The sequence below is a fragment of the Streptomyces sp. NBC_00376 genome, from assembly GCF_036077095.1.
Taxonomy (GTDB): Bacteria; Actinomycetota; Actinomycetes; order Streptomycetales; family Streptomycetaceae; genus Streptomyces.
Map to the genome: position 1 here is coordinate 341974 of NZ_CP107960.1, position 21915 is coordinate 363888.

The window sequence follows — 21915 nt, forward strand, 5'->3', positions numbered from 1 at the left end:
CGGATTTTGGACACCGGAGAGACTTGGATCTTGATGGTCCAGGAGAACGGAGTCCCTGTGGGGATGAAGCACTATCCCGCCGATTTCAAGGCGGACGCGGTCACGTTGTACCGGTCGAGGCCGGGAGCGACAATCAAGTCGGTCGCCGCTGATCTCGGGGTGAACACCGAGACGCTGAGGAACTGGATCCGAGCCGCGGACGGGCGCCGGCCCGGCGCTCACTCCGCACCGCCGACCGCTGCCCGAACCGAAGGCAACGACGTTCAGGCGGAGCTGACCGCAGCACGCAAGAGGATCCGCGAACTCGAGGAAGAACGCGACATCCTCCGTAAGGCGGCCCGGTATTTCGCGACGGAGACGCGCTGGTGAACCGCTACCAGTTCGTTGAGGATCACCAGCGCCGTCACGGCGTGAAGCGGCTCTGCGACATCCTCGGCCTGGCCCGCTCGAGCTTCTACTACTGGCGCCGCACCGCAGCCGCAAGAGCGGCCCGGCAGGCCGTCGAGGCCGGGCTCGCGGCCCGAATACGCAAGGTCCACCAGGACTCCAACGGGACCTACGGAGTTCCGAGGATCACCGCCGAGCTCCGTGACGGGGACGGCCCGGCTATCAACCACAAACGCGTCGCGAGGATCATGCGGACCATCGGGCTCGAGGGAGTCCGGTTGCGCCGCCGGCACCGCACCACCGTCGCGGACCAGGCCGCGGCGAAGGCGCCAGATCTGATCGGGCGTGACTTCACCGCGGCTGTGGTGAACACGAAGTACGTCGGGGACATCACATACCTGCCGGTCAGCGGCGCGAAGCCGCTCTACCTCGCAACCGTCATCGACCTCGCCTCACGCCGGCTGGCCGGGTGGGCGATCGCCGACCACATGCGGACCGAGCTCGTCACCGACGCCCTGGCGGCCGCCGAGCGGACCCGCGGGAGCCTGGCAGGAGCGATCATGCACACCGACCACGGCTCGCAATATACGAGTAGGGCCTTCGCCGAGATCTGCAGGTCAGCAGGGGTCCAGCAGAGTATGGGCGCGATCGGGTCCAGCGCGGACAACGCCGCCGCGGAAAGCTTCAACGCAGCCTTCAAGAGAGAAACACTCAAAGGCCGAAAGGCCTGGCCGAGCGAGCGCGAGGCCAGGCTCGACGCCTTCCGCCGGCTGACCCGATACAACACCCGACGCAGGCACTCCCGCCTCGGCCAAAGATCCCCGATCGCCTACGAGAACGGCCTCCAACCCGCAGCAACTACCCTGGCCCAAGCCGCATAGACGTGTTCACAATCCGGGGTCAAGGCCCGTGGTGGGAGTTCGGGTGTTTGGAAACCTCTGAACAAGGTGCTTGCATGGCGCCTGCCGCGGCGATGTGGACGTTGGCTGGTACGTGTCAGCTTGGCTGTCCGGTGAGCTGCTTGATCAGGAACCGGGCGGGGTCGGCAACCTCGTGGCGCACTCCGTCGTCGTCGAGGTAGTGATAGCGGTCGAGGTATCGGCAGCCGGTTTCCTGGTAGCCGAGTCGGAGGTAGAGCGAGGCTGCACGGTGGTTCTGATCGTCTACGCCCAATCCGATCTGCTGGTAGCCGTCGCGCCGGGCCCGGGATTCCGCGGCACGGACGATGGCGGTCCCGATGCCCTGTGATCTCCGATGCGGTGGCCAGACTCCAAGACCGTTCAACTCCGGGCATTCCGGGAAGCGTTCATGGACCTCGGCTGCCTTGCACCCGCGCCACAGAATCTGTGCCGTCCCGACGGGGGTTCCGTCGGACCAGGCGACCAGGAAGGTGCTGAGACCCTGCTGCTGCGTTTCGAATCGCGTCGCATGACGGCATGTCTGTCCGGGTGAGGGCATGTGCCTCTCCAGGGTTTCAAGGTCGCGGTCCTGACATTGTCGGATGTCCACCTGAGTCACTTCCGTATCGGTCGGCGTCTGGTCTCGGCAGCGTACGCACCCCAGTCCCCGGCTCGGGCCCCGGCCCACTGCCACGGCCTGGCGCCCTGCGCGTCGAACGGCCTGGTCCTCGCGCCTGGGCGAGATCGCCACCGGATCGGATCCACGGGCTCTCGACCCGCACCAACCTCGCGGTACATCGAGTTGAGAGGCTGTCGGGCGACTACGTCGTCCATCTCGGCGCCACGGACCCCGCTCCAGGATGAGGGCGACTGCGGCGATTGCCCATCGTTTCCAGCTCGGCGTACACCCTGGTCGCGGTCACCACGGCGATGCCCTCACGGGCGGCGAGCCCGCGGTGTGTCGGCAGCCGTGCGCCGGCGGCGAGCCGCCCGGTCCGGATGTCGGCGGCGAACGCGTCGACCAGTGTTTTGTGCCGCGAAGCTGCCATGCACCGGATTGTATGCATGACAATTCTTTGACTGTCCTGTTCGCGGCTCCTTACCGTCAAGACCCGCCCACCCGGAAGGACAGCCGCCGTGCACATCGCCATCCTCACCTTCGAGGGCTACAACGAGCTCGACTCCCTGATCGCGCTCGGTGTGCTCAACCGCATCAAGACCGACGACTGGCGCGTCACCATCGCCACCCCCAGTCCCAAGGCGACGTCGATGAACGGGGTGGTCATCGAGCAGATGTCCACTCTTGAGGAGGCGTGCGCCGCTGACGCCGTGATCGTCGGCAGTGGCATCGCCACCCGCGAGGTCGTCGAAGACCCGGCGATCATGAACATCCTGCGGGGTCTGGACCCCTCGCGCCAGCTCATCGCGGCGCAGTGCTCCGGCGCACTCGTGCTGGCCAGGCTCGGCCTGCTCGACGACATCCCCGCCTGCACCGACCTGATCACCAAGCCCTGGGTCATCGCTGCCGGCGTCGAGGTACTCAACCAGCCCTTCTACGCCAAGGACAACATCGCCACCGCCGGCGGCTGCCTGGCCTCGCACTACCTCGCCGCCTGGATCATCGCCCGTCTCGAGGGCAAGGAGGCCGCCGACGGTGCACTGCACTATGTCGCCCCGGTCGGCGAGAAGAAGGAATACATGGAGCGCGCCTGGCGCAACATCACCCCGTACCTGCCCGCTCCCGCACCGGTGCTCGTCTGAACACCGGTCGCGAGCGGCGTCCGGCCGGAAAGCTCTCTCGGCAGCCTGGCCGGTCGTTCGCGGCCCGGCACCTGGCGGAGCCTTGGACAGGAAGATCTCGAAGCAATGAACGACGCGGGGAATGGCGCGGCGTACGGCGCTGCGCACAACCGGCGCCGAGCGACCACCGGCCGGGCATGTATCGCGACGAGGCAACGGCTGCGATCGCCTCCAGCAGACTGGCCAAGGGCTTCACGTGGCAGCAGCCGGCTGACGCGATCGACCGGCCGCTGGTGTGGACCACCGCAACATTGCTCGGGCAACATCCACTCCCACCGGACAGCCCACGCCGGGTCGCCGAGCTGCTCGACCTGCCTGCGGAAGCTGTGCCGATGCTCGCCCGCCGTTCTGTAGCGCGGCGGACTTCCCAGCGCGGTACCGACCGATCCGACGATCTACCGCTTCTATGAGGCGCTGCAGGTCTATGGCCCGGCCTTGAAAGAGCTGATCCACGAACAGTTCGGCGACGGGATCACGAGCGCGATCAAATTCAAGCCGGAGATCGGGCGCACGACCCACGACGGGGCCGAGCAAGTCGTCATCACCCTCGACGGGAAGTTTCTGCCCTACAACTGGCCCAGTGACCGAGGCCTTCCAGCGCGGTCAGCGTTTGGGGGACAGGAGCATGACCAATACGTGGAAGGCTCCCGCGCCGTTGAGGGAGGTGTTCGAAACCTCAACCCAACAGCGGTGAAGCCTTGTTGGGACGGAATCCTGCTGCGCTCGACCTGCCGCACGCCTTGGTCGAGTGGATCACCATGCTCATCGCCACCCACGAGGGTGACCAGCGGTGCAAGCTCCCGCCGCACCAGCGTGCCCTGGACACTCTGGTGTAGCTGCGCAAGCACGAGCCCCTCGCGCAGATCGCTGCCGGGTTCGGGATCTCGGTCGGGACCGCGCACACCCCTTCGTACTGCTCGACGCTACCCCTGTCCGATCGCACCTGCATCGGGGCCAGCGCGTGGGTGACCACACCCGCCAGACGGCCCGCAGGAGGTGAACTGACCCTCACCCAACAGACAGTCAGCCAGGCGCTGTCGAGGGCGCGAGCCCCGGTCGAGGATGGCATCGCCCGTCTCAAGTCCTGGCGGATCTTCCGCAAGGCGCGGTGCAGCCCAAATCGAATGACGTCAATCGCCGCAGCGGTCCTCACTCCGGAGCGGCAACGCTGAAAGACTTCAGTGACTGTCCAGGCATCGGATCGGTGATACCTCGCAACCGCCGCAAGGCCCAGGAAATACCCGCTTGGAGCAAACGGACATCAACGCCCACAAGCAGGTCCGAGCACGCGTCGAGCACGTCTTTGCCCACGTGGAAGGTCATTTGCGGGACAGCTCTCAGGTCCGTTCGCCACCACGTGGTGGCCGCCGCCAGCAGCTACCGTGAAGGGCCTGGGACCGGGCCGGAGAGGCCCAGGCGATCACATGCTGCTGCCACAAATGCGGTGGCTGCGGATGTCGCCGGTCCCGTATGTCCGTCGCGTTGGTGAGCGAGGGCCGCCGCGACGACCGCGTTGTCACCATGACGGGCCAAATACCAACGGCCGCCGTCGAGCTTGGAACACAGCTGCCCGTCATCGGCGAAGCGCAGCGCACGACAGGCGTTGAGCACCGCATACGTTGCAGTCGCGTGATCCAGCGCCCATCGCAGCTCACTGACCATCGCGGCGCCTACCCTGTCGGCGGGAACCGGGCCGAAGACCGCGGAGGCCGGTGGACCGCAGACGGCGAGCGCGTGCTCACGGCACACGACGCTGTGCAGGACCAGGTCCGTATCACCGGTATGGTCTGCCCCGGGGATCACGACGGTCTCGGTCGCTGTGGTGCGGATGTGAACCTCGAACGGACAGGAACCGAGGCTGGCCGCGGTCGCCTCGGTGATGACGCTCATCTCCAGCCCCGTACCGGGACACCGCGCCGTGACTTCTACCACCGCCTCGCCCATGGCCTGCTGGTCGGCCTTGGTGCCCGGATCGGCGATAACCGCCAGCACGTCCACATCGCTGCGGGCGGCATGGAACCCCCCGAGCACAGCCGAGCCATGCAAGTAGACGCCGACCAGGTCGGGGCGGACTCCGGCGAGGGCGGCCGAGACCTCAGCAACGTAGCGAACGACATCGCAGGGCACAAACGCATCGGTAGCCACGAAGCAGAGCCTATAGGCGACTCGCCGAACTCCGCCGGCATCGCCAGGAGCTCTCGCCCGCCGGATCGACACCCACCCTTACGGGAAACAGCCCGCACCTGGCCGATGCGGGCCCCGGAGACCGGACGGGTCCTTGGAGGAACGTGAGGTGGTCCGCGACGCTGGAGTACACGGCGGTTGAGTCGGGCTCGGCGCAGCCGCGAGCCCCGGACAGGATGCCGACCACGGCGCCATTGATGACGCGTGGGTCCACCGGGGCCTGCGAAGCAGACGCCGGTGGCGTCGGCGCCAGCACTCCAGGAGCAATTCGATCGGACGGGAGGCGGGAGGTCGCCGGCCGTACGAGGACGACTCCGGTGCCCTGCCCGATCGGCTCTACGCTGGCGGAGGTCTGCGTTTCTCTCAGCCAGTCGTTTCTTGCCCGGCCCAGTCAGCGTCTTCTCCCCCACGGGCCCGTACTCGTCGGGCGCGGGGGTCCGGTCCTCGGGGCATTCTTGACAGGTCGACGCCTCCGTGGGCTGTGCTCCGGCCACGATGACGTCTGCCTCTTCCTCTCGCCCGGGACCACAGCAACTGGCGCTCCCATGGGCGGCACTGGGCGAGATCTGCGGGGCAAGGAGTGAGGATGCCTGCGTCTTCGCGCCCTCTTGGCCACCGCCCAGGAAGCCGACACCCCCACACTGCTGCCTACCCCCGGCTGACCGACCACGCCCATCGCGCCCGTACGCAACACCACGCTGCCCCGGACGAGAACAAGGGTCTCCGAACCGCGACGGCTCAGCCTGCGTCCGCGGTGAATGTCACCTCCGCTGTATCGACCGTCCCCGCGCGGCGTCCGGGTGCGCTCTGCCACTGCCAGTACAGATTGGTGTGCGCAATCACCTGGCCCGGGGCCGGAGCGCCGTACTCCGTGAGGTCCTGCGTCGTATGTGCGTCGCCGACCAGTGTCACGTCGTACCCGCGGACGAAGGCCCCGTGAAGCGTCGAGCGGATGCACGCGTCGCTCTGGGCCCCCGTCACGACCAACCGGCCCACCCCGCGCTCGGCAAGCAGCGCCTCCAAGGCGGTTTCCTCGAACGAGTCGCCGTAGATCTTGTGGATGAGAGGCTCAGCATCCCGGCGGACCAGTTCCGACACGTACTGCCAGGGCTCGCTGTCTCGCTTGAGATCGTCGTCGGAATGCTGCACCCAGATGACGGGCACGCCCTCGACACGTGCCTTGCCAACCAGGGTGTTGATGTTCGCGATCACACCATCGCGCTCATGGGCGCCTGCCACCACCCCGTTCTGGACATCGATGACGAGCAGCGCGGTATTCGGCCGATCGGTCAGAGTCGTCAAGGAAACTCCTGTTCATTGTCTTCATCATCATGGATCCGCTGTCGTCCCTACAGTAGGCCGGGCCACTGACAGGAGCACGGGCCGGACAGGACGGACCCACTGGATCTCCAGCATCTCGCTCACGCCAGCAGGACTCGTTCCTGAAGACGGCGGAAGCCTGCACCACCGAACATCTGGCGCTTGAGCCTTGATCCGGTCGACGTGACTCTCGACCTGGGCAGCACGATCCACTGCCTCCTCCTGCGGTCGAACCGCCACGCTGACGACACCCACGTACAGAGGTCGTGACCCGATCCGACGTGGCCTGAACTGCGACTACCCGAACGGACGGTCCTCAGCCCGCGGCCTTGGTCTTGGTCCTGTTCTTGCTCTTGCTCTTGCTCTTGCTCTTGCTCTTGATGAGCGGGGCGTCGCGCGTCAACTCCCGGAACCGACGCCGTAGTACGGCCCACGCGCCTGGGGATGTCCCGGCGCACCCAGGCAGGCGACCGTCATATGAGTGACCCCGGCCGCCCGTGCCAGGTGCATCCCCTGCAGCAGCATCGCCCTTGCCGGCCCCCATACGCGCCGCCCATCGCTTGAGGGCGAACTCATCGGCGGCACTCGGCATCACCGTACGCTCGGTGTCTGCCGCAGTGTCGTCGTACCGGTCGATCACCTCATCGACCGGCCCGGCGTGGTCGAGATGGACCTGATACGCGAGATAGGCGCTGGTCACGTCCTTCACCGACCCGTCGCTCCGCCTCACTTGGTGTGGAAGGTGTGCCCAGCCCCAGGCCACCGTTTCCCCACCGGAGAACCACAGCCCACGCCGCCAGTTCGCGCCCTCGCCGGCCTGCCCCTTGCCCCAGTTCCAGGCCAGCTCGCCGAACGACGCATCACTGTTCACCAGGTCCGGGCGGGTGGCGGTGACACGCTGCGCCATCCCCTGCATGATCCGAACGTCCGCGACAGTAACCAGTTCGAAGTTCGTCATGGTGCGCCACGGTTCAGGACCCTGTGGAGCCGTCGAACCGTTTTTCGGTCCGCCGTTCGCGGTTCCGGAACATGTGCTGGCAAGACCTCGTCTGGACGGCACGTAAGCGGCGGGGGCTGCATCGCCGCAAGGAGGCTGGGCTGTTTCGTTCGGGTCTTGGGAGGCTTGCCATACTTCCAGAATGGAGATGCAAGCCGTGGAGACGGCACGGCGTTGGCTGGCTGATCAAGGTGTTGGCCAGGTGCTCGGCGGATGGGTGAGCGACGAGAAGCCGGACGTGCTGCTCACGGCCAACCAAGTGGCGCATTCCTGGGCGGGCGACGTGTTCGCCGAAGACCTGGATGCAGCCGACCAGGTGCGACTGGCCTTCGGGCTGCTGGACCTGCTCGACGAATACTGGGTCACCTGCGAGATCCGGTTCGCGGACGGGAGCGCGGAGGGGCCCCTTCCGGCCGATGTACTGTGGGAAGGCTACCGTCAGCGATTGGAGGTGGACAGGGACGTCGAGGCTGTCACCTACTCGCTGTGGGTGGACTGGTTCGAGGATCACACCACTTCCGCGACGGCCTTCGCCGAAGTGCTCGGTAGCGACATCGACCGCGTGGTGGCCGATCCATCGGAAGCCCTGCTCCGCCGAGCCTGTCGGGTCCTGGAGTGCTCGGGTCCGGTGCGCTGGTCCGTGAAGGAACCGATATACCGCACCGCCATGCGGCTCCCCACCCTGCACCCAGCCCTCTTCCGCGGCCTCCGGGCAAGCTTCCACGACGTCTACGGCGATCTGGAACCAGCCGCCGCGCCGGCCCTCCTCGATCAGTTGGAACTCCCGATGGACGCGCAGCACCGTGCGGAACTACGCCAGGTGCTCGCCGCGGGGCACAAGAACCACTACCGCAGTCCCGGCGCCTGGGACGATGCGGTTCGCTCCTGCTCCTGAGTCGTGGGCCTGGCAGCATCGGGCGGTCGCCACACCGCTCGACGGTATCGGCCGAAACGGGAATGGCCGTGCTGATGCCGCGCTTGCACGGGTATGCGCAGCTAGTCGCGGGTGGCGCGGGAGGAGTATGACGCTTATCCGCCTGGGATGTCTTGTCGGCAAGGACCATGTCCGAGCGAGCCGCGCTGGCGCTCGCCGAGGAAGGAACCCGGCTCGGCGACCACGGTGTGTCCGACGAGACCTGGGCCGAGGTGCGCAAGCACTACGACGACGACCATGTCGGTGCGTTGGTCTGCCTGGTCTCCCTGATCAATGCGGCCACCCGGATGAACGTGATCGTCCACAATCCGGGAGGCTCGTACGAGCCCGGCATGTTCGCCAGTACGTCGAGCTGACCGACAGGTGAAACGCGGCCCGTCCCGGGATCGTTCGCGGTCCGGGCCGGGCCCGCGCATGCCACGGACAACAGGGATTCGCACGCCCTTTCCCGCGGACGGAGTCGTCGGGTGGCCTGCCAGGTAATTGCGATCGTCACGCCGGAACCTGTCGACGTGGCCGAGGAGGTACGTCGCGCCCGACCACCGCGGCGGTGCTGCGATGCGTTTACTGACTTCGGCTCGTCAGGGTGAACTTTCCCGAAGTCCCTGATGGGCTTGGTGTGGTGGCTGTATTCGAGGGTGTGTGAGGTATTCGGATGGGGGCGGGCTGACCGTTGCGGGACGGGTGCGTCGGGAGTCGGTGCGGATGCAGGCGGCCGAGCTGTTCGAGCAGGAGGTCAAGCCGCCGGAAGTGGCACGGCGTCTGCGGGTGAGTCTGAAGTCGGCTTATCAGTGGCACCAGTTGTGGCGCGAGGGCGGGGTCGGGGCGCTGGCGTCACGCGGTCCGAGTGGGTCGCGGTGCCGGCTGTCCGAGCGCTGCCTGGAGAAGCTGGCCGCGTATCTGGAGCAGGGTCCGGCCGCGCATGGCTGGGTGGAGGACCAGGCGTGGACCGCTGCGAGGGTGGCCATGCTGATCGGGCGGAAGTTCCACGTCTCGTACAGCGTCTCGGGCGCCACGAGGCTGGTGCACCGGCTCGGCTTCAGCCCGCAGGTCCCCGCGCGCAGGGTGGCCGAGCGGGACGAGCAGGCCGTCACCACGCGGAAGGAGGCGACCTGGGCGGAGGTAGAAGTACCCGGGCGGCCTGCGGGGGCTACATCTGCTTCGAGGACGAGGCAGGCTTCACCCGCAGGCCGCCCAGAGGACGCACCTGGGGCCGGCGAGGCCGCACACCGGTCGTGACGGTCAGTGGCCGACGCTCGGGACGCCTGTCCGTGGCGGGACTGATCGCCATGCGGCCGGGCTCGTGCACCCGGCTGTGCCGCCGCCTGCGTACCCACCCCGCGGGCAAGGGCAGCGCCGCAGCGTGGGCGAGCGTGACTTCATCGCTCTGGTCGACGGCGTGCACCAGCTCGCCAAGGCGCCCATCGTGCTGGTCTGGGACCGCCTGAACACCCACGTCTCCCACGCCATGCGTGAGTTGATCGCCGAGCGTGCCTGGGGTGTTCCTGCTTCCCGCCTACTCGCCCGACCTCAACCCCGTGGAGTGGGTCTGGGCGCACGTCAAGCGCAGCCTGGCCAACCTCGCCGTCATGGCCCTCGACCGACTCGAGGCCCTCGTCCGCAACCGGCTCAAGCGCCTGCAGTACCGCCCCGACACCCTCGACGGCTTCATAGCCGGCACCGGCCTGACCCTCGACACCCCGACCTCACCCTGACGAGCCGAAGTCAGATAGCCGTCGGACAGCCACCCCCGCCCATCGTCAACTCCCGTGAGGCCTATGGCAGCGGGGTCGCGATGAGCGTTCGCTGACACAACGTCATCGTCCTCGTGAATGTTGGACGAGGCAGGCCCGAAAGTCGCCGCCATGAGCGCGATCCGTCCCTCCTGCCTTCAGCTGAGGTTTCCTGTGAGCCAGGCCAGGAGTCGCGGCTTGTCCTCGCAGCCTCGGGGCAGATCGGCTGCCAAGTAGTTGCTGTAGCGTACGGGCTTCATCGGAGCACCGCACTGCGGGAGCCTGACGGGTTGTCCCAGGTACCAACCGGATGCGAATACCGCAGCCAGGACGGCGGCGACTCTCACGCGGCGCGGGGTGATCCATGCGAGTCTCGGTATGGGCATGGCCAGCGAGTGTACCGGCCGATCGACAGGAAGGTTCGTCCGAGGTGGGTGAAGTCACTTGAGGCCGAAGGCGGTTCTGACCGGTATCGCCGAGGCCCAGTGCCCTGCCCCGTTGTCCGCCCTTCAGGCCCCGGTTCGAGTGAAGACATAGGGGGCGCCGCGCCGGGTGAGAATCCGCAGGCGGTCCTTCCCGGCGGGGCGGATGTCGAAGGTGTCGTGGCCGTGACAGATGCCCATGTCCGGCTGGGTGGGAACCTTCACGGCGGCGAAGAGCCTGTCCCGAGCGACCACGGTGACGACAGCCGTCACACCGCACCAACGGCTGCCCTCGCCTGCTGAGAACTCGATCTCTGCTCCCGGCTTGAGGCGACGGATGTCGAGACTCATCGGCGGTTTGGTGTCCGGGGTCGTCCATGACCCCACGTACGTCTGCAGGACCTCGTCGCTCGGTTGTGCTGAGGCGTCCTTCCGCAGAAGAGCTTTGATGTTTCCGGCTCGCCACTCCAACGCTTCGCCCTTGAGCGTGAGCGTCTGAGTTTCCGGTGAGCAGGAGGACCCCTGGTCCAGGTCGGTCGCGTCCAGATCCTGATGTGTCACGACCGTGTGCCGGTCATCGACAACCATGGCTCGGATCTGCCCCAGGCAGACCCGCTCCGGGTACTGCAGGACGAAGTTCGCACTGTTCCTCGTCCCCGTGTCCCTCTTGTCGATCGTGAAACTGACGAACTGGACGCCTCCCTCCTCCGTGCCGTCCGTCACCTCGCCCGACCAGGTCCCCACGAAGCCGGAGGTGTTGTCGACGGAAGGCGTCGCCGACGTCCTCCGCACCGGCGTACCATCGCCGTCCCCTGCCGTGCCCGCTTCGCCCAACACCGGAGCGAGCACGACCCCCGCGCCGGTGAGGACGAGCAACCCTGCGGCAAGCGCAAGCCCCCGCCGCAGCCGATTCGGTCTCCGAGGGTGCAGTGCCTCCGCCCCCGGCATCGTCCTGTCCTGCGGCGCCGAATCCAGATCCGGGTCGAGGGAAAGATCCGGGCCGGGTGTAGGCTCCGGGGCCGGCTTCGGATCGGGGGTCGGCTCCGGACTTGGTATCGGCTCCGCTTCCGGCTCCTTGTCCGGCTCGGATTCCCCCCGCGCTTGGGGCTCCGCCCCCGGTTGCAGCACCGACGCTGACGTGACCACCCGTCCGGGGGCGTCCTGGTCCAGGAGACGGCCCGCCTGGGAGCCGAGCCTGGCGAGGAGTTCGGCGGGCAGCCAGGCGGGACGGGCAGCCAGGGACCAGGGCTCGGTACGGGCGGCGATCTCATCCGTTGTGGGCCTGTTACGAGGGTCCTTGTCCAGGCAGTCCCGTACCAGTTCGGCCAGCGGGGGCTGCAGACCGGTCAGATCCGCCTCCTCCTCGGCGATGCGGAACATCAGTGCGTGCGCCCCACGGTCCAGGGCACCGAACGGGGTCCGGCCGGTGGCTGCGTAGTGGAGGACCGTCCCCAGACAGAAGACGTCCGAGGCCGGGGCGACCCGCGGTTCGCCGCGGACCTGCTCCGGCGACATGAAGCCCGGTGATCCGATCACGGCGCCGGTCCTGGTGAGGAACCCGTCGACCGGGGTCACGCGCGATGCCGAAGTCGATGACGCGCGGCCCGTCGACGGTGAGCAGGACGTTGGACGGCTTCAGATCGCGGTGGACCAGGCCTGCGCCGTGGATATCGCCGAGTGCCCGGGCGAGCCCGTTGGCGAGGGCGAGCACCGATGCCAGTGGCAGCGGCCCGTGCTCCCCCGACACCACGGCGTGCAGGTCGGGGCCTGGAATATATCCGGTCACGACCCAGGGCACCGGGCCCTCGATGTCTGCGTCGAGGACGGGTGCGGTCCAGGCCCCGCCGACCTTGCGCGCGGACTCGACTTCCTGGGCGAACCGCCTTCGGAACTCGGGGTTGTGCACAAAGCCATCGTGTACAACCTTGACCGCCACGGTACGGCCGCCCTCGGAACGGGCCAGGTACACCCGCCCCATGCCACCGGCCCCGAGACGACCGATGAGCAGGTACGGCCCGATGTGTGACGGGTCCTCAGGCGATAGCGTGTACACGAGATGACGGTAGGGCACTCTTGATCGAAAGTCAGCCGTTCGGCCGGACAGCCGACTGACACCGTGTTTCTCCGCAGCCGGGTCACTGCCCCGCGGAACGATGTGCCTCCGGGACGCGCAAGGATTCATCCGTGAGCAACTCCGTGGCGGCCGGCACTTCAGCAGCCGTCCGCGGGGGATCTGCATGCCGGCGGGGCGTTCGCACTGGCGCCGTGCCGCTCGCAGACGTTCAAGCCGTCCACGGACCCGCACTTCATCGACAAGGGTCCGTGACGTCGTGAGCCTCTCCCTGGATCCACCCGAGAGAGCACTCGTTCCCGAGCGCCGGAGCCACGACTACGTCCGGGAGCGATTCGGGCCGTGCGAGGAAGCGGGCAAGCTCCTCGGCTCCGCCGCGCGGCAGGTCAGCAACCGCGGTCTCCGGCAACGTAGTGATCACGGCGCAAAATGAGGATGCGCAGGTCCGCCGGTCCAAGCTCTTCCAGGCACACACGCCGCAACTCATGGACTCTGCGTACCAAGTGAGTCGCGTCAGCGGCAGGGGGCGTCCAGCAAGGTGGGTCCAGTTCGTCGAGTGTGCGGTCCAAGTGCAGCAGATGGTCCATGGGATCCATTCTCACCAGAACAGGCAGGGAATCTTCGACTCAGATCACTGGGAAGTTCCTTTCTGATCACCTGTCGTGGGGCGGGTGCGTCCTCCATGTATCCGCCCCACATGAGGACGGCCCGGCCGGGATGGCCCGCCAAAGGCCACCGGGCGGGCCGGTTCCGCCCCCGGTCTCTTTCGACGTGGCCGCACGCGTGACCACACCTGCAGCCGCACCCGTGACCACACTCGCAGCCGCAGCCGTGGCCTTCTGCTCGCATGCAGACGTCCGGCATCGTCCTGATTGCCGGAATGAACAAAGCGGTGATACATTGATGTCTCATTTAAGACTTGAACGTCTTACTCAACCTTCTGGAGTCTCAATGTCCCGCCCCGCCGTGGCCCCGGTCGCAGACCGTGTGCACGCGCGCCGCTGGGTCGTCCTGGCGATCCTCTCCGGCAGCCTGCTGCTGATCGCCATGGACACCACGATCCTCAACGTCGCCTTCCCCTCACTGGTCGCCGATCTTCAGCCCGGCGCCGTGGAGCAGTTGTGGATCATTGATGTGTACGCCCTCGCTCTGTCGGGACTGTTGGTGACCGCAGGCGCGCTGGGCGACCGGTGGGGCCACAAGCGGCTCCTGCTGGTCGGCTTCGCGCTGTTCGCCGCGGCCTCGCTGGGCGCGGTGGCCGCCACTGAGGCATGGCACGTGATCGTCGCCCGCGCACTGCTCGGTGTCGGGGGTGCCGCGATCATGCCGACCACGCTGTCGATCCTGCGGCACGTCTTCGCCGACGCCCGCGAGCGGGCGCTCGCGTACGCGGTGTGGGCGGCAGTCATGGGAGGCGGCATGGCGCTGGGCCCGGTCGTGGGAGGGCTCCTGGTCGAGGACTACGGCTGGCAGTCGGCCTTCCTGCTCAACATCCCCATCGCGCTCACCGTCATCGCCCTCGGCGCCTGGCTGCTGCCCGAATCGTTCGCGCCGCGCGCCGGGCGCTGGGACTGGATCGGCGTCGCCCAGTCCATCGTCGGCATGCTCGCCCTTGCCGCCGGTATCAAGCAGCTCGGCAAGAGCGGGCTCACCACGCCCCTGCCCTGGCTGATGCTGGCGATCGCCGCCTTCGTCCTGACGCTTTTCGTGCGCCGTCAGTTGCGACTGGCCCACCCTCTGCTGCATGTGCGCCTGTTCGCCAGCCGTGCCTTCAGCGTCTCGGCCACGGTCCTCTTCCTGGGCATGGTCGCGCTCGGTGCGGTGCTGTTCCTGCTCACCCAGTGGTTCCAGTACGCACAGGGGTACTCGCCCCTCCAGGCGGGGCTGCGGGTGCTGCCCGCGCCGCTGGCCCTGGTGGTCACCTCCCTGCTCGCCCCGGTTCTCATGCGCGCCCTTCCGATCCGCCATGTCGTAACGGCCGGCCTGGTCCTGATGGCTGCGGGGCTGGTCCTGCCCTGGCTGGCGCAGGACGGTGACGACCACGTCGGCTACCCCGTCATGGCGGCTGCCCTCACGTTGATCGGCTTCGGCGCCGGGCTCGCCACGACGGTGGCTTCGGTCACCCTGATGGCCGCCACTCCCAACGAGCACGTCAGCGGTGCGGCCGCGATCGAGGAGACCTGCTACGAACTCGGCGCCGCCCTCGGCGTGGCGTCCCTCGGCTCCCTGGCCGGGGCCCTGTACCGAAGCAGCCTGCCCGCCTCCGCGCCGGCCGCGGCACACAACTCGGTCGGTGAGGGAGCCCACGCCGCCCAGGAGCTCGGCGGCGCCCACGGCGCCTCGCTCCTGGACCAGGTCGCCCGCGCCTTCACCCACGGCATGACCCCGGCCTTCGCCGTCGGGGCCGCCCTGGCACTGGTCGCCGCCGCTGCGGTCTGGGCCTGGATCCCGCGAGGCATCCGGCCCACCGAGAACGCCCACTGACCGGTCCGTGACCGCCTGCACCGGCCACCGACAGGGCACGCGCCGGCTACCCGCCGCCGTCAGGTGCAGGAATTTCTGCACCTGACGGCGGCCGTCGAACAGGACCCGACATATGTGTCCTCTCCTGGAAGGTACCTCCGTCAGGGGTGGGAAAAGGACCTCAGCAATCCTTGTTCTCACCGGTCAGGGGCCGATTTCCTCGGTTCTGGTCGCCATCACCCACTGAGCAGCCCGCCTCGCGAAAGTGCGCGGTCAGGGCTCGATCGCGGCTATGACTTGATGTCGGCCACGAGCTCGTCGATGAAAGCCTCCCGCTCGGCGGGCGTCGACGGTCGTCCCTCGATGCCCGGACGGGTCTGCCACGGCAGGGGGCCGGTCTCGCGGCGGTACTCGACACCGACTGCGTCCAGACGGGCCAGATGACGGTCCAGACGGCCGCGGAACTCCTCGTACCTGCGGTCACCCGTGGTCCACAGCGCCTCGGCGACGGCGCACAGGCGGGGGAACGCGAAGTAGTCGACGGTCCGTGGTGAGTCCATGTGCTCGGTCCAGATGTTGGCCTGGCCGCCCAGGACATGCGCGCGCTCCGTCTCCGTCAGCTCGGGCGGCACCGGGTCGAATCCGTACGCCGTTTCCACCGTGACGGGCACGGCAACGGGGATCGGCTCGTCGGGGCGGTCGGACTGCCGGTAGTCGAGATACACCTGGTCGTCCGGGCAGGCGATCACCCGCAGGCCCCTGCGCGCCGCGGTGACGGCGCCGGTCATGCCGCGCCACGAGGCGACGACGGTTCCCGCCGGGACCTCGTCCTCCAGCAGGTCGTCCCAGCCGAGGAGTTGCCGCCCGCGCGAGGTGACGTGCGAGCCGAGTTGCCGCACGAACCAGGACCGCAGCTCGTTCTCGTGGCTCAGCCCGCGCTCGCGCATCAATTCCTGGCTGCGCGCGTCCTCGCTCCACTCGGTCGTGGGGCACTCGTCGCCGCCCACTCCGATGACCGGGCCGGGGAAGAGATCCATGATCTCGTCGAGGACGTCGCGGAAGAAGTCGACGGTCGACTCCTCGGTGTTGAGAACGCGGGGGTTGACGCCCCACCGCGTCCATACCTCCGACTGCCCACCGCCGACTCCGAGTTCGGGATAGGCCGCGATCGCGGCCTGGGAGTGCCCGGGCACGTCGACCTCGGGCACGACGGTGATGTGCCGCTGTGCCGCATAGCCGACGATCTCGCGGATGTCGTCCTGGGTGTAGAAGCCGCCGTGCGGCCGCCCGTCCCCGGAGGCGTCGGGGGACGCACCGAGCTGGGACTCGCGCCGCCACGCGCCGACCTCCGTGAGTTTCGGGTGGCGCAGAATCTCCACCCGCCAGCCCTGGTCGTCGGTGAGGTGCAGATGCAGTGTGTTGAGACGGTGCATGGCCATCAGGTCGAGGAAGCGCAGCACGTCGTGCTTCGGCATGAAGTGCCGTGCCACGTCCAGCATCGTGCCGCGCCAGGCGAACCGCGGCGCGTCCTCGATGCGTACGGCGGGCATCGCCCACCGCACCCCGGTCACCTCGGAGCGGCGGTGGACCTCGGCGGGCAGCGACTGGAGCAGGCTCTGGCATCCGTAGAAGGCGCCGGCCCGGTCGCCGCCTTCGACGACGACGCCGTCGGAGGTCGCACGGAGCCGGTACGCCTCCGGGCCCAGGCCCTCGCCCAGCCTCAGGTCGATCACGTGTCGCGCCTCGGACCGGAGAGGCGGAAGGGACGAGACCGGCAGGAGCGGCAGGTCCAAGCCGGTGGAGGGCCTCAGGACCGACTGCAGCCAGCGGGCCGTGGAGCACAGCTCCGGCGCGGCGGTGATCGAGGTCGAAGCGTCGAGGACGAACTCGCCGTTGTCGATGTGCACTGATACGGGGCGAGGGAGGAGCATCGAGCGAGTCATCCTTTCACTGCTCCGGCCGACATGCCGGAGACCAACTTGCGCTGAATGAGGAGGAAGAACACGACCACCGGGAGGGAGAAGATGACCGAACCGGCCATCTGCGCGCTGTAGTCGGTTCCGCTGGCGGGGTTGGTGAAGGATGCCAGCCACACCGGCAGGGTGTACTGGCTCCGGTCCTTCATGAACGTGTAGGCGATCAGGTAGTCGTTCCAGGCGGCGATGAACGCGAAGATGCTGGACGCGATCACGCCCGGCAGCACCAGCGGGAAGAGGATCTTCCAGAGCACTTGCCAGGTCGAGGCTCCGTCCAGGCGGGCGGCTTCCTCCACCTCGACGGGAATGGCCGCGAAGAATCCCCGCATCACCCAGATCGAGAACGGCAGTGCCAGAGCGAGGTAGGCGAGTATCAGGCCCGTGTAGGTACCCAGCAGCCCGGCCTCGTTGAAAACCAGGAAGGTGGGGATGAGCAGGGCTGTTCCCGGCAGCATCTGCGCCACGAGGATCGCGACCATGACGGTGCGTCGGCCGCGGAACCGGAACCGCGAGACCGCGGCTGCCGCGAACCTGCCGAGCACAACGGCGACGAGCACTGTTCCGCCGACCACGAGCAGGCTGTTCCACAGGTTCGTCCAGAACCCCGTCCGATTGAGCGCGACGTCGAAGTTGTGCAGGGTGGGCGAGCTCGGCCAGAACTGCGGCGTCGCCGTCATCGCCTGGGAGCGGGGCTTGAGCGCGGTGTTGACCATCCAGTAGACCGGGAACAGCCATACGAGACAGAACAGGATGGCCAGGCTGTTGCTGAGCAGCCGGCCCCGGACCGCGGTGGAGCGGGCGCCGCGTGTGCGGAGCATGGTCACAGGTCCTCCCCGGAGCGCAGCAGGCGTCGGATGTACAGAGCGGTGACGGCGAGCAGCATGATGGTCGTGACGACGGACAGCGCCGCGCCCTGGCCGACGCGGAAAGCCACGAAGGCGGTCTGGTAGGCGAAGACCCCCAGCGTGGTTGTCGCCGAGTCGGGCCCTCCGGCCGAGACGAGCCAGATCTGGTTGAAGACGTTGAAGTCCCAGATCACCGACATCAGGGTCACCAGCGTCAGTGTCGGACGGAGGAACGGAAGGGTGACCGACCACCACAGGCGCCACTCGCCGGCCCCGTCGAGCCGGGCTGCCTCCTGCAGCTCGGACGGCATCTGGCTCAGCGCCGCGTAAAGGGTGAGCGCGATGAACGGTACGGCCTGCCAGACGATGAGCAGCCAGATGGACAGATAGGCCAGGGGTGCGCTGTTGGACCAGTCGGTGTTGGTCATGTCGCCGAAGAGGCCGGTCTGGGTGAGCAGCCAGTTGACCACGCCGTATCCGGGCTGGAAGAGCCACTTCCACACGAGGGAGGAGGCGACCGTCGGCATCGCCCAGGCGAGGATGAGGACGATGGTGACGGTCATACGCATGGCCGCCCCCAGCCGGGTGAGGAGCAGGGCGACGCCGGCGCCCACGGCCATGCTTCCCGCCACCATCGCGGCGGTGAACACGACGGTCCGGGTCAGGGCGTCCCAGAATTCCGACTGCGACAGGAGGTCGGTGTACTGCCGGGTGCCGACGACGTCGAACGCGCCGGTGAACAGGGAGCGTTGGTCGTAGTCGGTGAACGACGCGTAGACGAGGAAGGCGATCGGCGCGACGGTGACGGCCAGCATCACCAGCCCGGCGGGGGTCAGCAGCCACCACGCCGCCCACGGGCCACGGTGCCGTGCGGAGGCGGTACGTGTTCCGGCACCGCCGGGGCGCCGCGGCCGGGCATCGCCCGCGCGCCCTGGCCTGGACGGTGCGAGGGCCGCCTTCGGGTTGCCGCGCACGGTCTGCTCAGTGCTGGGCATTGAGAACCTTGCCCGCTGTCTCGTCGAAGGTGTCGGCCGCCTGCTTCGCGTTCCTGGTCCCGGAGGCGATGGAGGAGAACACCTTGTCGATGTCCTTGTTTCCCTCCACTGCCGCCCAGTCGGCGGCGGCCGGGGTGGCCTTGGACCGCAGGGCCGCGTCGAAGAATCCCCGGAACAGGGGTTCGGCCTCGCTGCTGGCGGCCTTTACCGCCCCCGCGCTGTTCGGGATCCAGCCGTCGTTGCCGGCGATCCACTGCTTCTGCACGTCCGGCGCGGTGGCGATCTTCACCCATTGCAGCGCGAGGTCCGAGTTGGCGCTCTTGGCCGCGATGCCCCAGTCGGAGCCGCCGAGCATCACGGGCTGGGACTTGCCGGACCTGCCCGGGAACGGGAAGGTTCCGAGGTCGGATTCCTTGAAGTTGGGGTTGGCCTTCTTGATGAGGGCGATCGTGGCGTTGGTCGCGCTCATCGCCGATGCCTTGCCGTCCGCGAAGACCCGGGTCTGGTCGGGGTTGAGTGTATCGATGGTGCGGGTGGACGGCGCGGAGAACTCGTTCTGGAACTGCTTGTACTCGTTCAGCCCGCGCTGCGCCGCTTCGGTGCCGAGGGTCCCCTTCCAGGTGGAGCCCTGCTTCGCCGCGATGTCGCCGCCCGCGTCCCACACGAACTGCACACCGGTGTGCCAGTACCGACCCGGCAGGTAGAAGGGTGAGAAGTCGGGGGCGGGGTTGTCGGCGCGGATCTTGCGCAGGGCGCTGGTCAGTTCATCGAAGGTGGTGGGGACGGTCTTCACGCCGGCCTCGGCCCAGATCTTCTTGTTGTAGATCACCGCGCGGGCTCCGGCGAACGAGGGCACGGCGTAAAGCCGTCCGTCCACCGTCGCGGGCTCTTCGAGGCCGGCCAGCCAGGACTGGCCCTGCCTGAGATCCTTGGTGTACGGGGTGAGGTCCATCAGCCCTCCGCTGGCGGCGAAGCTCGCCACCTGCGTGTTGCCTATGTCGATGACGTCCGGCGGGGTCGACGTCGCGAGCGCGGTGGTGATCTTGGTGGTGATGCCGTCCCAGTTCTGGACCTCCACCTTCGCCTTGGCGCCGGTCTGCTCGGTGAACCGGTCGTTCATCGCCTTGAGCGTGGCGTCGGAGTAGTCGCCATCCATCACCCACACGGTCAGGGTCTTTCCCTCGCCCTTGACGACGGGGACCGCCCGGGGCTTCGAGTCGCCGCCCGAGCCCCTGCCCGCCGACCCCGAACAGGCACTCGCGCCGAGGGCCGCGGTGAGGGTGACGGCCACGAGTGCGCTGTACCGCATGCCTTTGCGTGTCATGGAAACTCCTGGAGAAAAGGGGGTCTTGGAGGAAGGGGCTCTGGGAAGAGCGGGTTCCGAGAAGAGGAAGAGGAAGAGGAAGAGGAAGAGGAAGAGGAGCGGGGCCGGCGGCAGCCGGGCAGGGCTCGTGCCTCACCACACGCCCAGCTCGCCGGCGAGGACGATGCTGGCCCCGCCGAGCAGGATCAGGTCCGAGTCGCCGGCGAACGACCGCATGGTCAGTGACGCGCTGATGGGCGCGTATGTACGTGCCCGGATCACCGCGGCCGCGGCGTCGAGGAAGGAGCCCTCGACAAGGTCCGGCGGGCCCAGCAGGGCGATCTCGTTGAGGTTGAGCACACTGCTGATCGGGGCGAGGACGGAGCCCAGCGCCCGGCCCGCGTCGGCGAGTACGGCGTCGTGTTCTGACGGGTCACGGCCGGCCAGACGCATACGCAGTTCGGCCGCGTCGATCAGTGGCTCCAGGCATCCGCGATGTCCACAGATACACGGATCGCCGTCCTCGTCGACCGTTACGTGCCCGATCTCACCGGCGGCGAACTGCTCGCCCTCGACGAGTTCACCGCCCACGATCAGGCCCGCGCCCACACCGTGCTCGATCGTGATGACCATGAGGTTCTGCGTCTTGGCGTTCCGGAAGTGCAGCACGGCCAGAGCGGCGATGTTCACGTCGTTGCCGACATAGGCCGGCACACCGAACCGTTCGGCGAGCTGTGCGGCGAGCGGCAGTTCGCTCCAGCCCAGATGGGCTGCGTGATGAATGACTCCGGCGTCGCCGACGATGCCTGGCGAGCCGACCCCGATGCCGAGTATGCGCCGCGGTGCGAGGTCCATCAGTTCGCCGACAAGCTGAAATACCAGTTCGATGGCACGTTCGCCGAGGATGTCTCCGTACCGCACGCGGGCACGCTGGACCACATCTCCGCGCAGGTTGAGGACCGCGCCGCTGAAGTACTCACTGCCCGACAGGTCCACGGTGAGAATGTGGGCGGCGTCGTCGTCGATCCGCATCACACTTGCCGGCTTGCCCAGCCGGCTGCCCTTGCGAGGACCGGTGTCGACGACGAGCCCGTCTCCCTCCAGTTCGGCGATGAGCGCGGACACCGTGGGGGCGGTGAGCCTCAGGGTCCGCGCGATCTCCGATCTGCTCATCGCGCCCTGGTGGTACAGCGTCGCCAGAACCAGCGCGCGGTTGTGGATCCTGCTGTCCAGCGTGCTCGCCTTGGTCCGCTCGGGCGGTCGCCGACGGGCGGACACCCGCGCCAGACCGCGTTCGGCACGGCGGCGGGGGTCGGTCGGCGGCAGGAACGGATCGGCCACAGAGTTCCCCTCCAGGTAAGTAAAGACCCTTTAATTAAAGGACTTTGGATATGTTGGAGGCGAGGGGACACGACGTCAAGAGGTCCGCGCGACCAAAATCCGCACCACCCATATCCGACTATCGCGTCACTGAACCAGAAATCAGACATACTAAGAGAATTCACCAGTTGAGTGTTTGAGTGAGTGCGGTTATGTTCAACCACCCTCGGGGCGCCGTGAGTTGGCGTTCGTTTCCTATGCCATTC

Annotated in this window: 15 protein-coding genes and 5 pseudogenes; 8 read left to right on the forward strand and 12 right to left on the reverse strand. The window is 67.8% G+C overall.

The genetic code is table 11. From position 1 onward, the window contains the following. Nucleotides 1–57: 57 nt before the first annotated feature. A protein-coding gene (locus OG842_RS01790) for an IS3 family transposase (RefSeq protein ID WP_266726803.1) occupies nt 58–1268 on the forward strand; the annotation gives its coding sequence in 2 pieces (ribosomal slippage) (nt 58–349 and nt 349–1268; 1212 coding nt in all). A 115-nt stretch (nt 1269–1383) separates the two neighbouring features. On the opposite strand, the gene OG842_RS01795 is transcribed toward OG842_RS01790, so the two are convergent. Next, complete coding sequence (locus OG842_RS01795; RefSeq protein ID WP_401878967.1) at nt 1384–1845, reverse strand: GNAT family N-acetyltransferase; 462 nt, start codon at nt 1843–1845, stop codon at nt 1384–1386. 262 nt (nt 1846–2107) lie between these two features. Next, the gene (locus tag OG842_RS01800) at nt 2108–2335 is read right to left on the reverse strand and encodes a GntR family transcriptional regulator (protein ID WP_266726807.1); all 228 of its coding nucleotides are present in this window, start codon (nt 2333–2335) and stop codon (nt 2108–2110) included. 88 nt (nt 2336–2423) lie between these two features. Between OG842_RS01800 and OG842_RS01805 the strand changes: the two genes are divergently transcribed. The 3 genes and pseudogenes from OG842_RS01805 (at nt 2424) to OG842_RS01820 (ending at nt 4258) form a co-directional block, all read left to right on the forward strand. Further along, a complete protein-coding gene (locus OG842_RS01805) occupies nt 2424–3047 on the forward strand; it encodes a DJ-1/PfpI family protein (protein WP_266726808.1) in 624 nt (207 codons plus the stop codon). 176 nt (nt 3048–3223) lie between these two features. Beyond that, nucleotides 3224–3653: pseudogene (cynS, locus tag OG842_RS45115) on the forward strand (cyanase); the annotation flags it as partial. 134 nt (nt 3654–3787) lie between these two features. After that, a pseudogene (locus OG842_RS01820) lies at nt 3788–4258 on the forward strand (transposase family protein). Nucleotides 4259–4463: 205 nt separating this feature from the next. On the opposite strand, the gene OG842_RS01825 reads toward OG842_RS01820, so the two are convergent. The 3 genes from OG842_RS01825 to OG842_RS01835 form a co-directional block, all read right to left on the reverse strand. After that, on the reverse strand, nt 4464–5231 hold the full coding sequence (locus OG842_RS01825; protein ID WP_266726809.1) for an aminoglycoside adenylyltransferase domain-containing protein: 768 nt from the start codon (nt 5229–5231) through the stop codon (nt 4464–4466). Between the two features lie 777 nt (nt 5232–6008). Continuing rightward, complete coding sequence (locus OG842_RS01830) at nt 6009–6572, reverse strand: isochorismatase family protein (RefSeq protein ID WP_266726811.1); 564 nt, start codon at nt 6570–6572, stop codon at nt 6009–6011. Nucleotides 6573–6906: 334 nt separating this feature from the next. Further along, nucleotides 6907–7548: a hypothetical protein gene (locus OG842_RS01835; protein ID WP_266726812.1), complete on the reverse strand. Its 642-nt coding sequence runs from the start codon at nt 7546–7548 to the stop codon at nt 6907–6909. 187 nt (nt 7549–7735) lie between these two features. Between OG842_RS01835 and OG842_RS01840 the strand changes: the two genes are divergently transcribed. The 3 genes and pseudogenes from OG842_RS01840 (at nt 7736) to OG842_RS45120 (ending at nt 10236) form a co-directional block, all read left to right on the forward strand. After that, nucleotides 7736–8482, forward strand: a complete 747-nt coding sequence (locus OG842_RS01840; RefSeq protein WP_266733379.1) for a hypothetical protein — start codon at nt 7736–7738, stop codon at nt 8480–8482. Between the two features lie 164 nt (nt 8483–8646). Further along, nucleotides 8647–8877, forward strand: a pseudogene (locus OG842_RS01845) (carboxymuconolactone decarboxylase family protein); the annotation flags it as partial. 286 nt (nt 8878–9163) lie between these two features. Next, nucleotides 9164–10236, forward strand: a pseudogene (locus OG842_RS45120) (IS630 family transposase). Between the two features lie 527 nt (nt 10237–10763). Here OG842_RS45120 and OG842_RS01860 read toward each other — a convergent pair. After that, nucleotides 10764–12212, reverse strand: coding sequence for a protein kinase domain-containing protein (locus OG842_RS01860; RefSeq protein ID WP_323185694.1), 1449 nt, complete (start codon nt 12210–12212; stop codon nt 10764–10766). Nucleotides 12213–12303: 91 nt separating this feature from the next. Then, a pseudogene (locus OG842_RS01865) lies at nt 12304–12915 on the reverse strand (protein kinase domain-containing protein); the annotation flags it as partial. 783 nt (nt 12916–13698) lie between these two features. Between OG842_RS01865 and OG842_RS01875 the strand changes: the two are divergent. Continuing rightward, nucleotides 13699–15231 carry an MFS transporter gene (locus OG842_RS01875; protein WP_328512073.1) on the forward strand — a complete coding sequence of 511 codons (1533 nt, stop codon included), beginning with the start codon at nt 13699–13701 and terminating at the stop codon, nt 15229–15231. A gap of 269 nt (nt 15232–15500) precedes the next feature. Here the strand turns inward: OG842_RS01875 and OG842_RS01880 are convergent, their stop codons facing one another. The 5 genes from OG842_RS01880 to OG842_RS01900 all read right to left on the reverse strand — a co-directional run bounded on the left by OG842_RS01880 (nt 15501) and on the right by OG842_RS01900 (nt 21670). Further along, nucleotides 15501–17141 (reverse strand): beta-N-acetylhexosaminidase, encoded by a 1641-nt coding sequence (locus tag OG842_RS01880; protein WP_266726820.1) that lies wholly within the window; start codon nt 17139–17141, stop codon nt 15501–15503. 8 nt (nt 17142–17149) lie between these two features. After that, entirely contained in the window at nt 17150–18004 is an 855-nt protein-coding gene (locus OG842_RS01885) for a carbohydrate ABC transporter permease (RefSeq protein ID WP_266726821.1), read from the reverse strand. A 2-nt stretch (nt 18005–18006) separates the two neighbouring features. Next, the gene (locus OG842_RS01890) at nt 18007–19026 is read right to left on the reverse strand and encodes a carbohydrate ABC transporter permease (protein ID WP_266726823.1); all 1020 of its coding nucleotides are present in this window, start codon (nt 19024–19026) and stop codon (nt 18007–18009) included. Continuing rightward, nucleotides 19013–20350, reverse strand: coding sequence for an extracellular solute-binding protein (locus OG842_RS01895; protein WP_266726825.1), 1338 nt, complete (start codon nt 20348–20350; stop codon nt 19013–19015). The genes OG842_RS01890 and OG842_RS01895 overlap by 14 nt, the downstream gene beginning before the upstream one ends. Nucleotides 20351–20482: 132 nt before the next feature. Beyond that, nucleotides 20483–21670 (reverse strand): ROK family transcriptional regulator, encoded by a 1188-nt coding sequence (locus OG842_RS01900; RefSeq protein ID WP_266726827.1) that lies wholly within the window; start codon nt 21668–21670, stop codon nt 20483–20485. Nucleotides 21671–21915: the final 245 nt, after the last annotated feature.

Coding starts and splice junctions, on each gene's coding strand:
- OG842_RS01875 (WP_328512073.1), top strand. CDS start 13,699: ATGTCCCGCCCCGCCGTGGCCCCGGTCGCAGACCGTGTGCACGCGCGC.
- OG842_RS01880 (WP_266726820.1), bottom strand. CDS start 17,141: ATGCTCCTCCCTCGCCCCGTATCAGTGCACATCGACAACGGCGAGTTC.
- OG842_RS01890 (WP_266726823.1), bottom strand. CDS start 19,026: ATGCCCAGCACTGAGCAGACCGTGCGCGGCAACCCGAAGGCGGCCCTC.
- OG842_RS01885 (WP_266726821.1), bottom strand. CDS start 18,004: ATGCTCCGCACACGCGGCGCCCGCTCCACCGCGGTCCGGGGCCGGCTG.
- OG842_RS01795 (WP_401878967.1), bottom strand. CDS start 1,845: ATGCCCTCACCCGGACAGACATGCCGTCATGCGACGCGATTCGAAACG.
- OG842_RS01835 (WP_266726812.1), bottom strand. CDS start 7,548: ATGACGAACTTCGAACTGGTTACTGTCGCGGACGTTCGGATCATGCAG.
- OG842_RS01840 (WP_266733379.1), top strand. CDS start 7,736: ATGCAAGCCGTGGAGACGGCACGGCGTTGGCTGGCTGATCAAGGTGTT.
- OG842_RS01800 (WP_266726807.1), bottom strand. CDS start 2,335: ATGGCAGCTTCGCGGCACAAAACACTGGTCGACGCGTTCGCCGCCGAC.
- OG842_RS01895 (WP_266726825.1), bottom strand. CDS start 20,350: ATGACACGCAAAGGCATGCGGTACAGCGCACTCGTGGCCGTCACCCTC.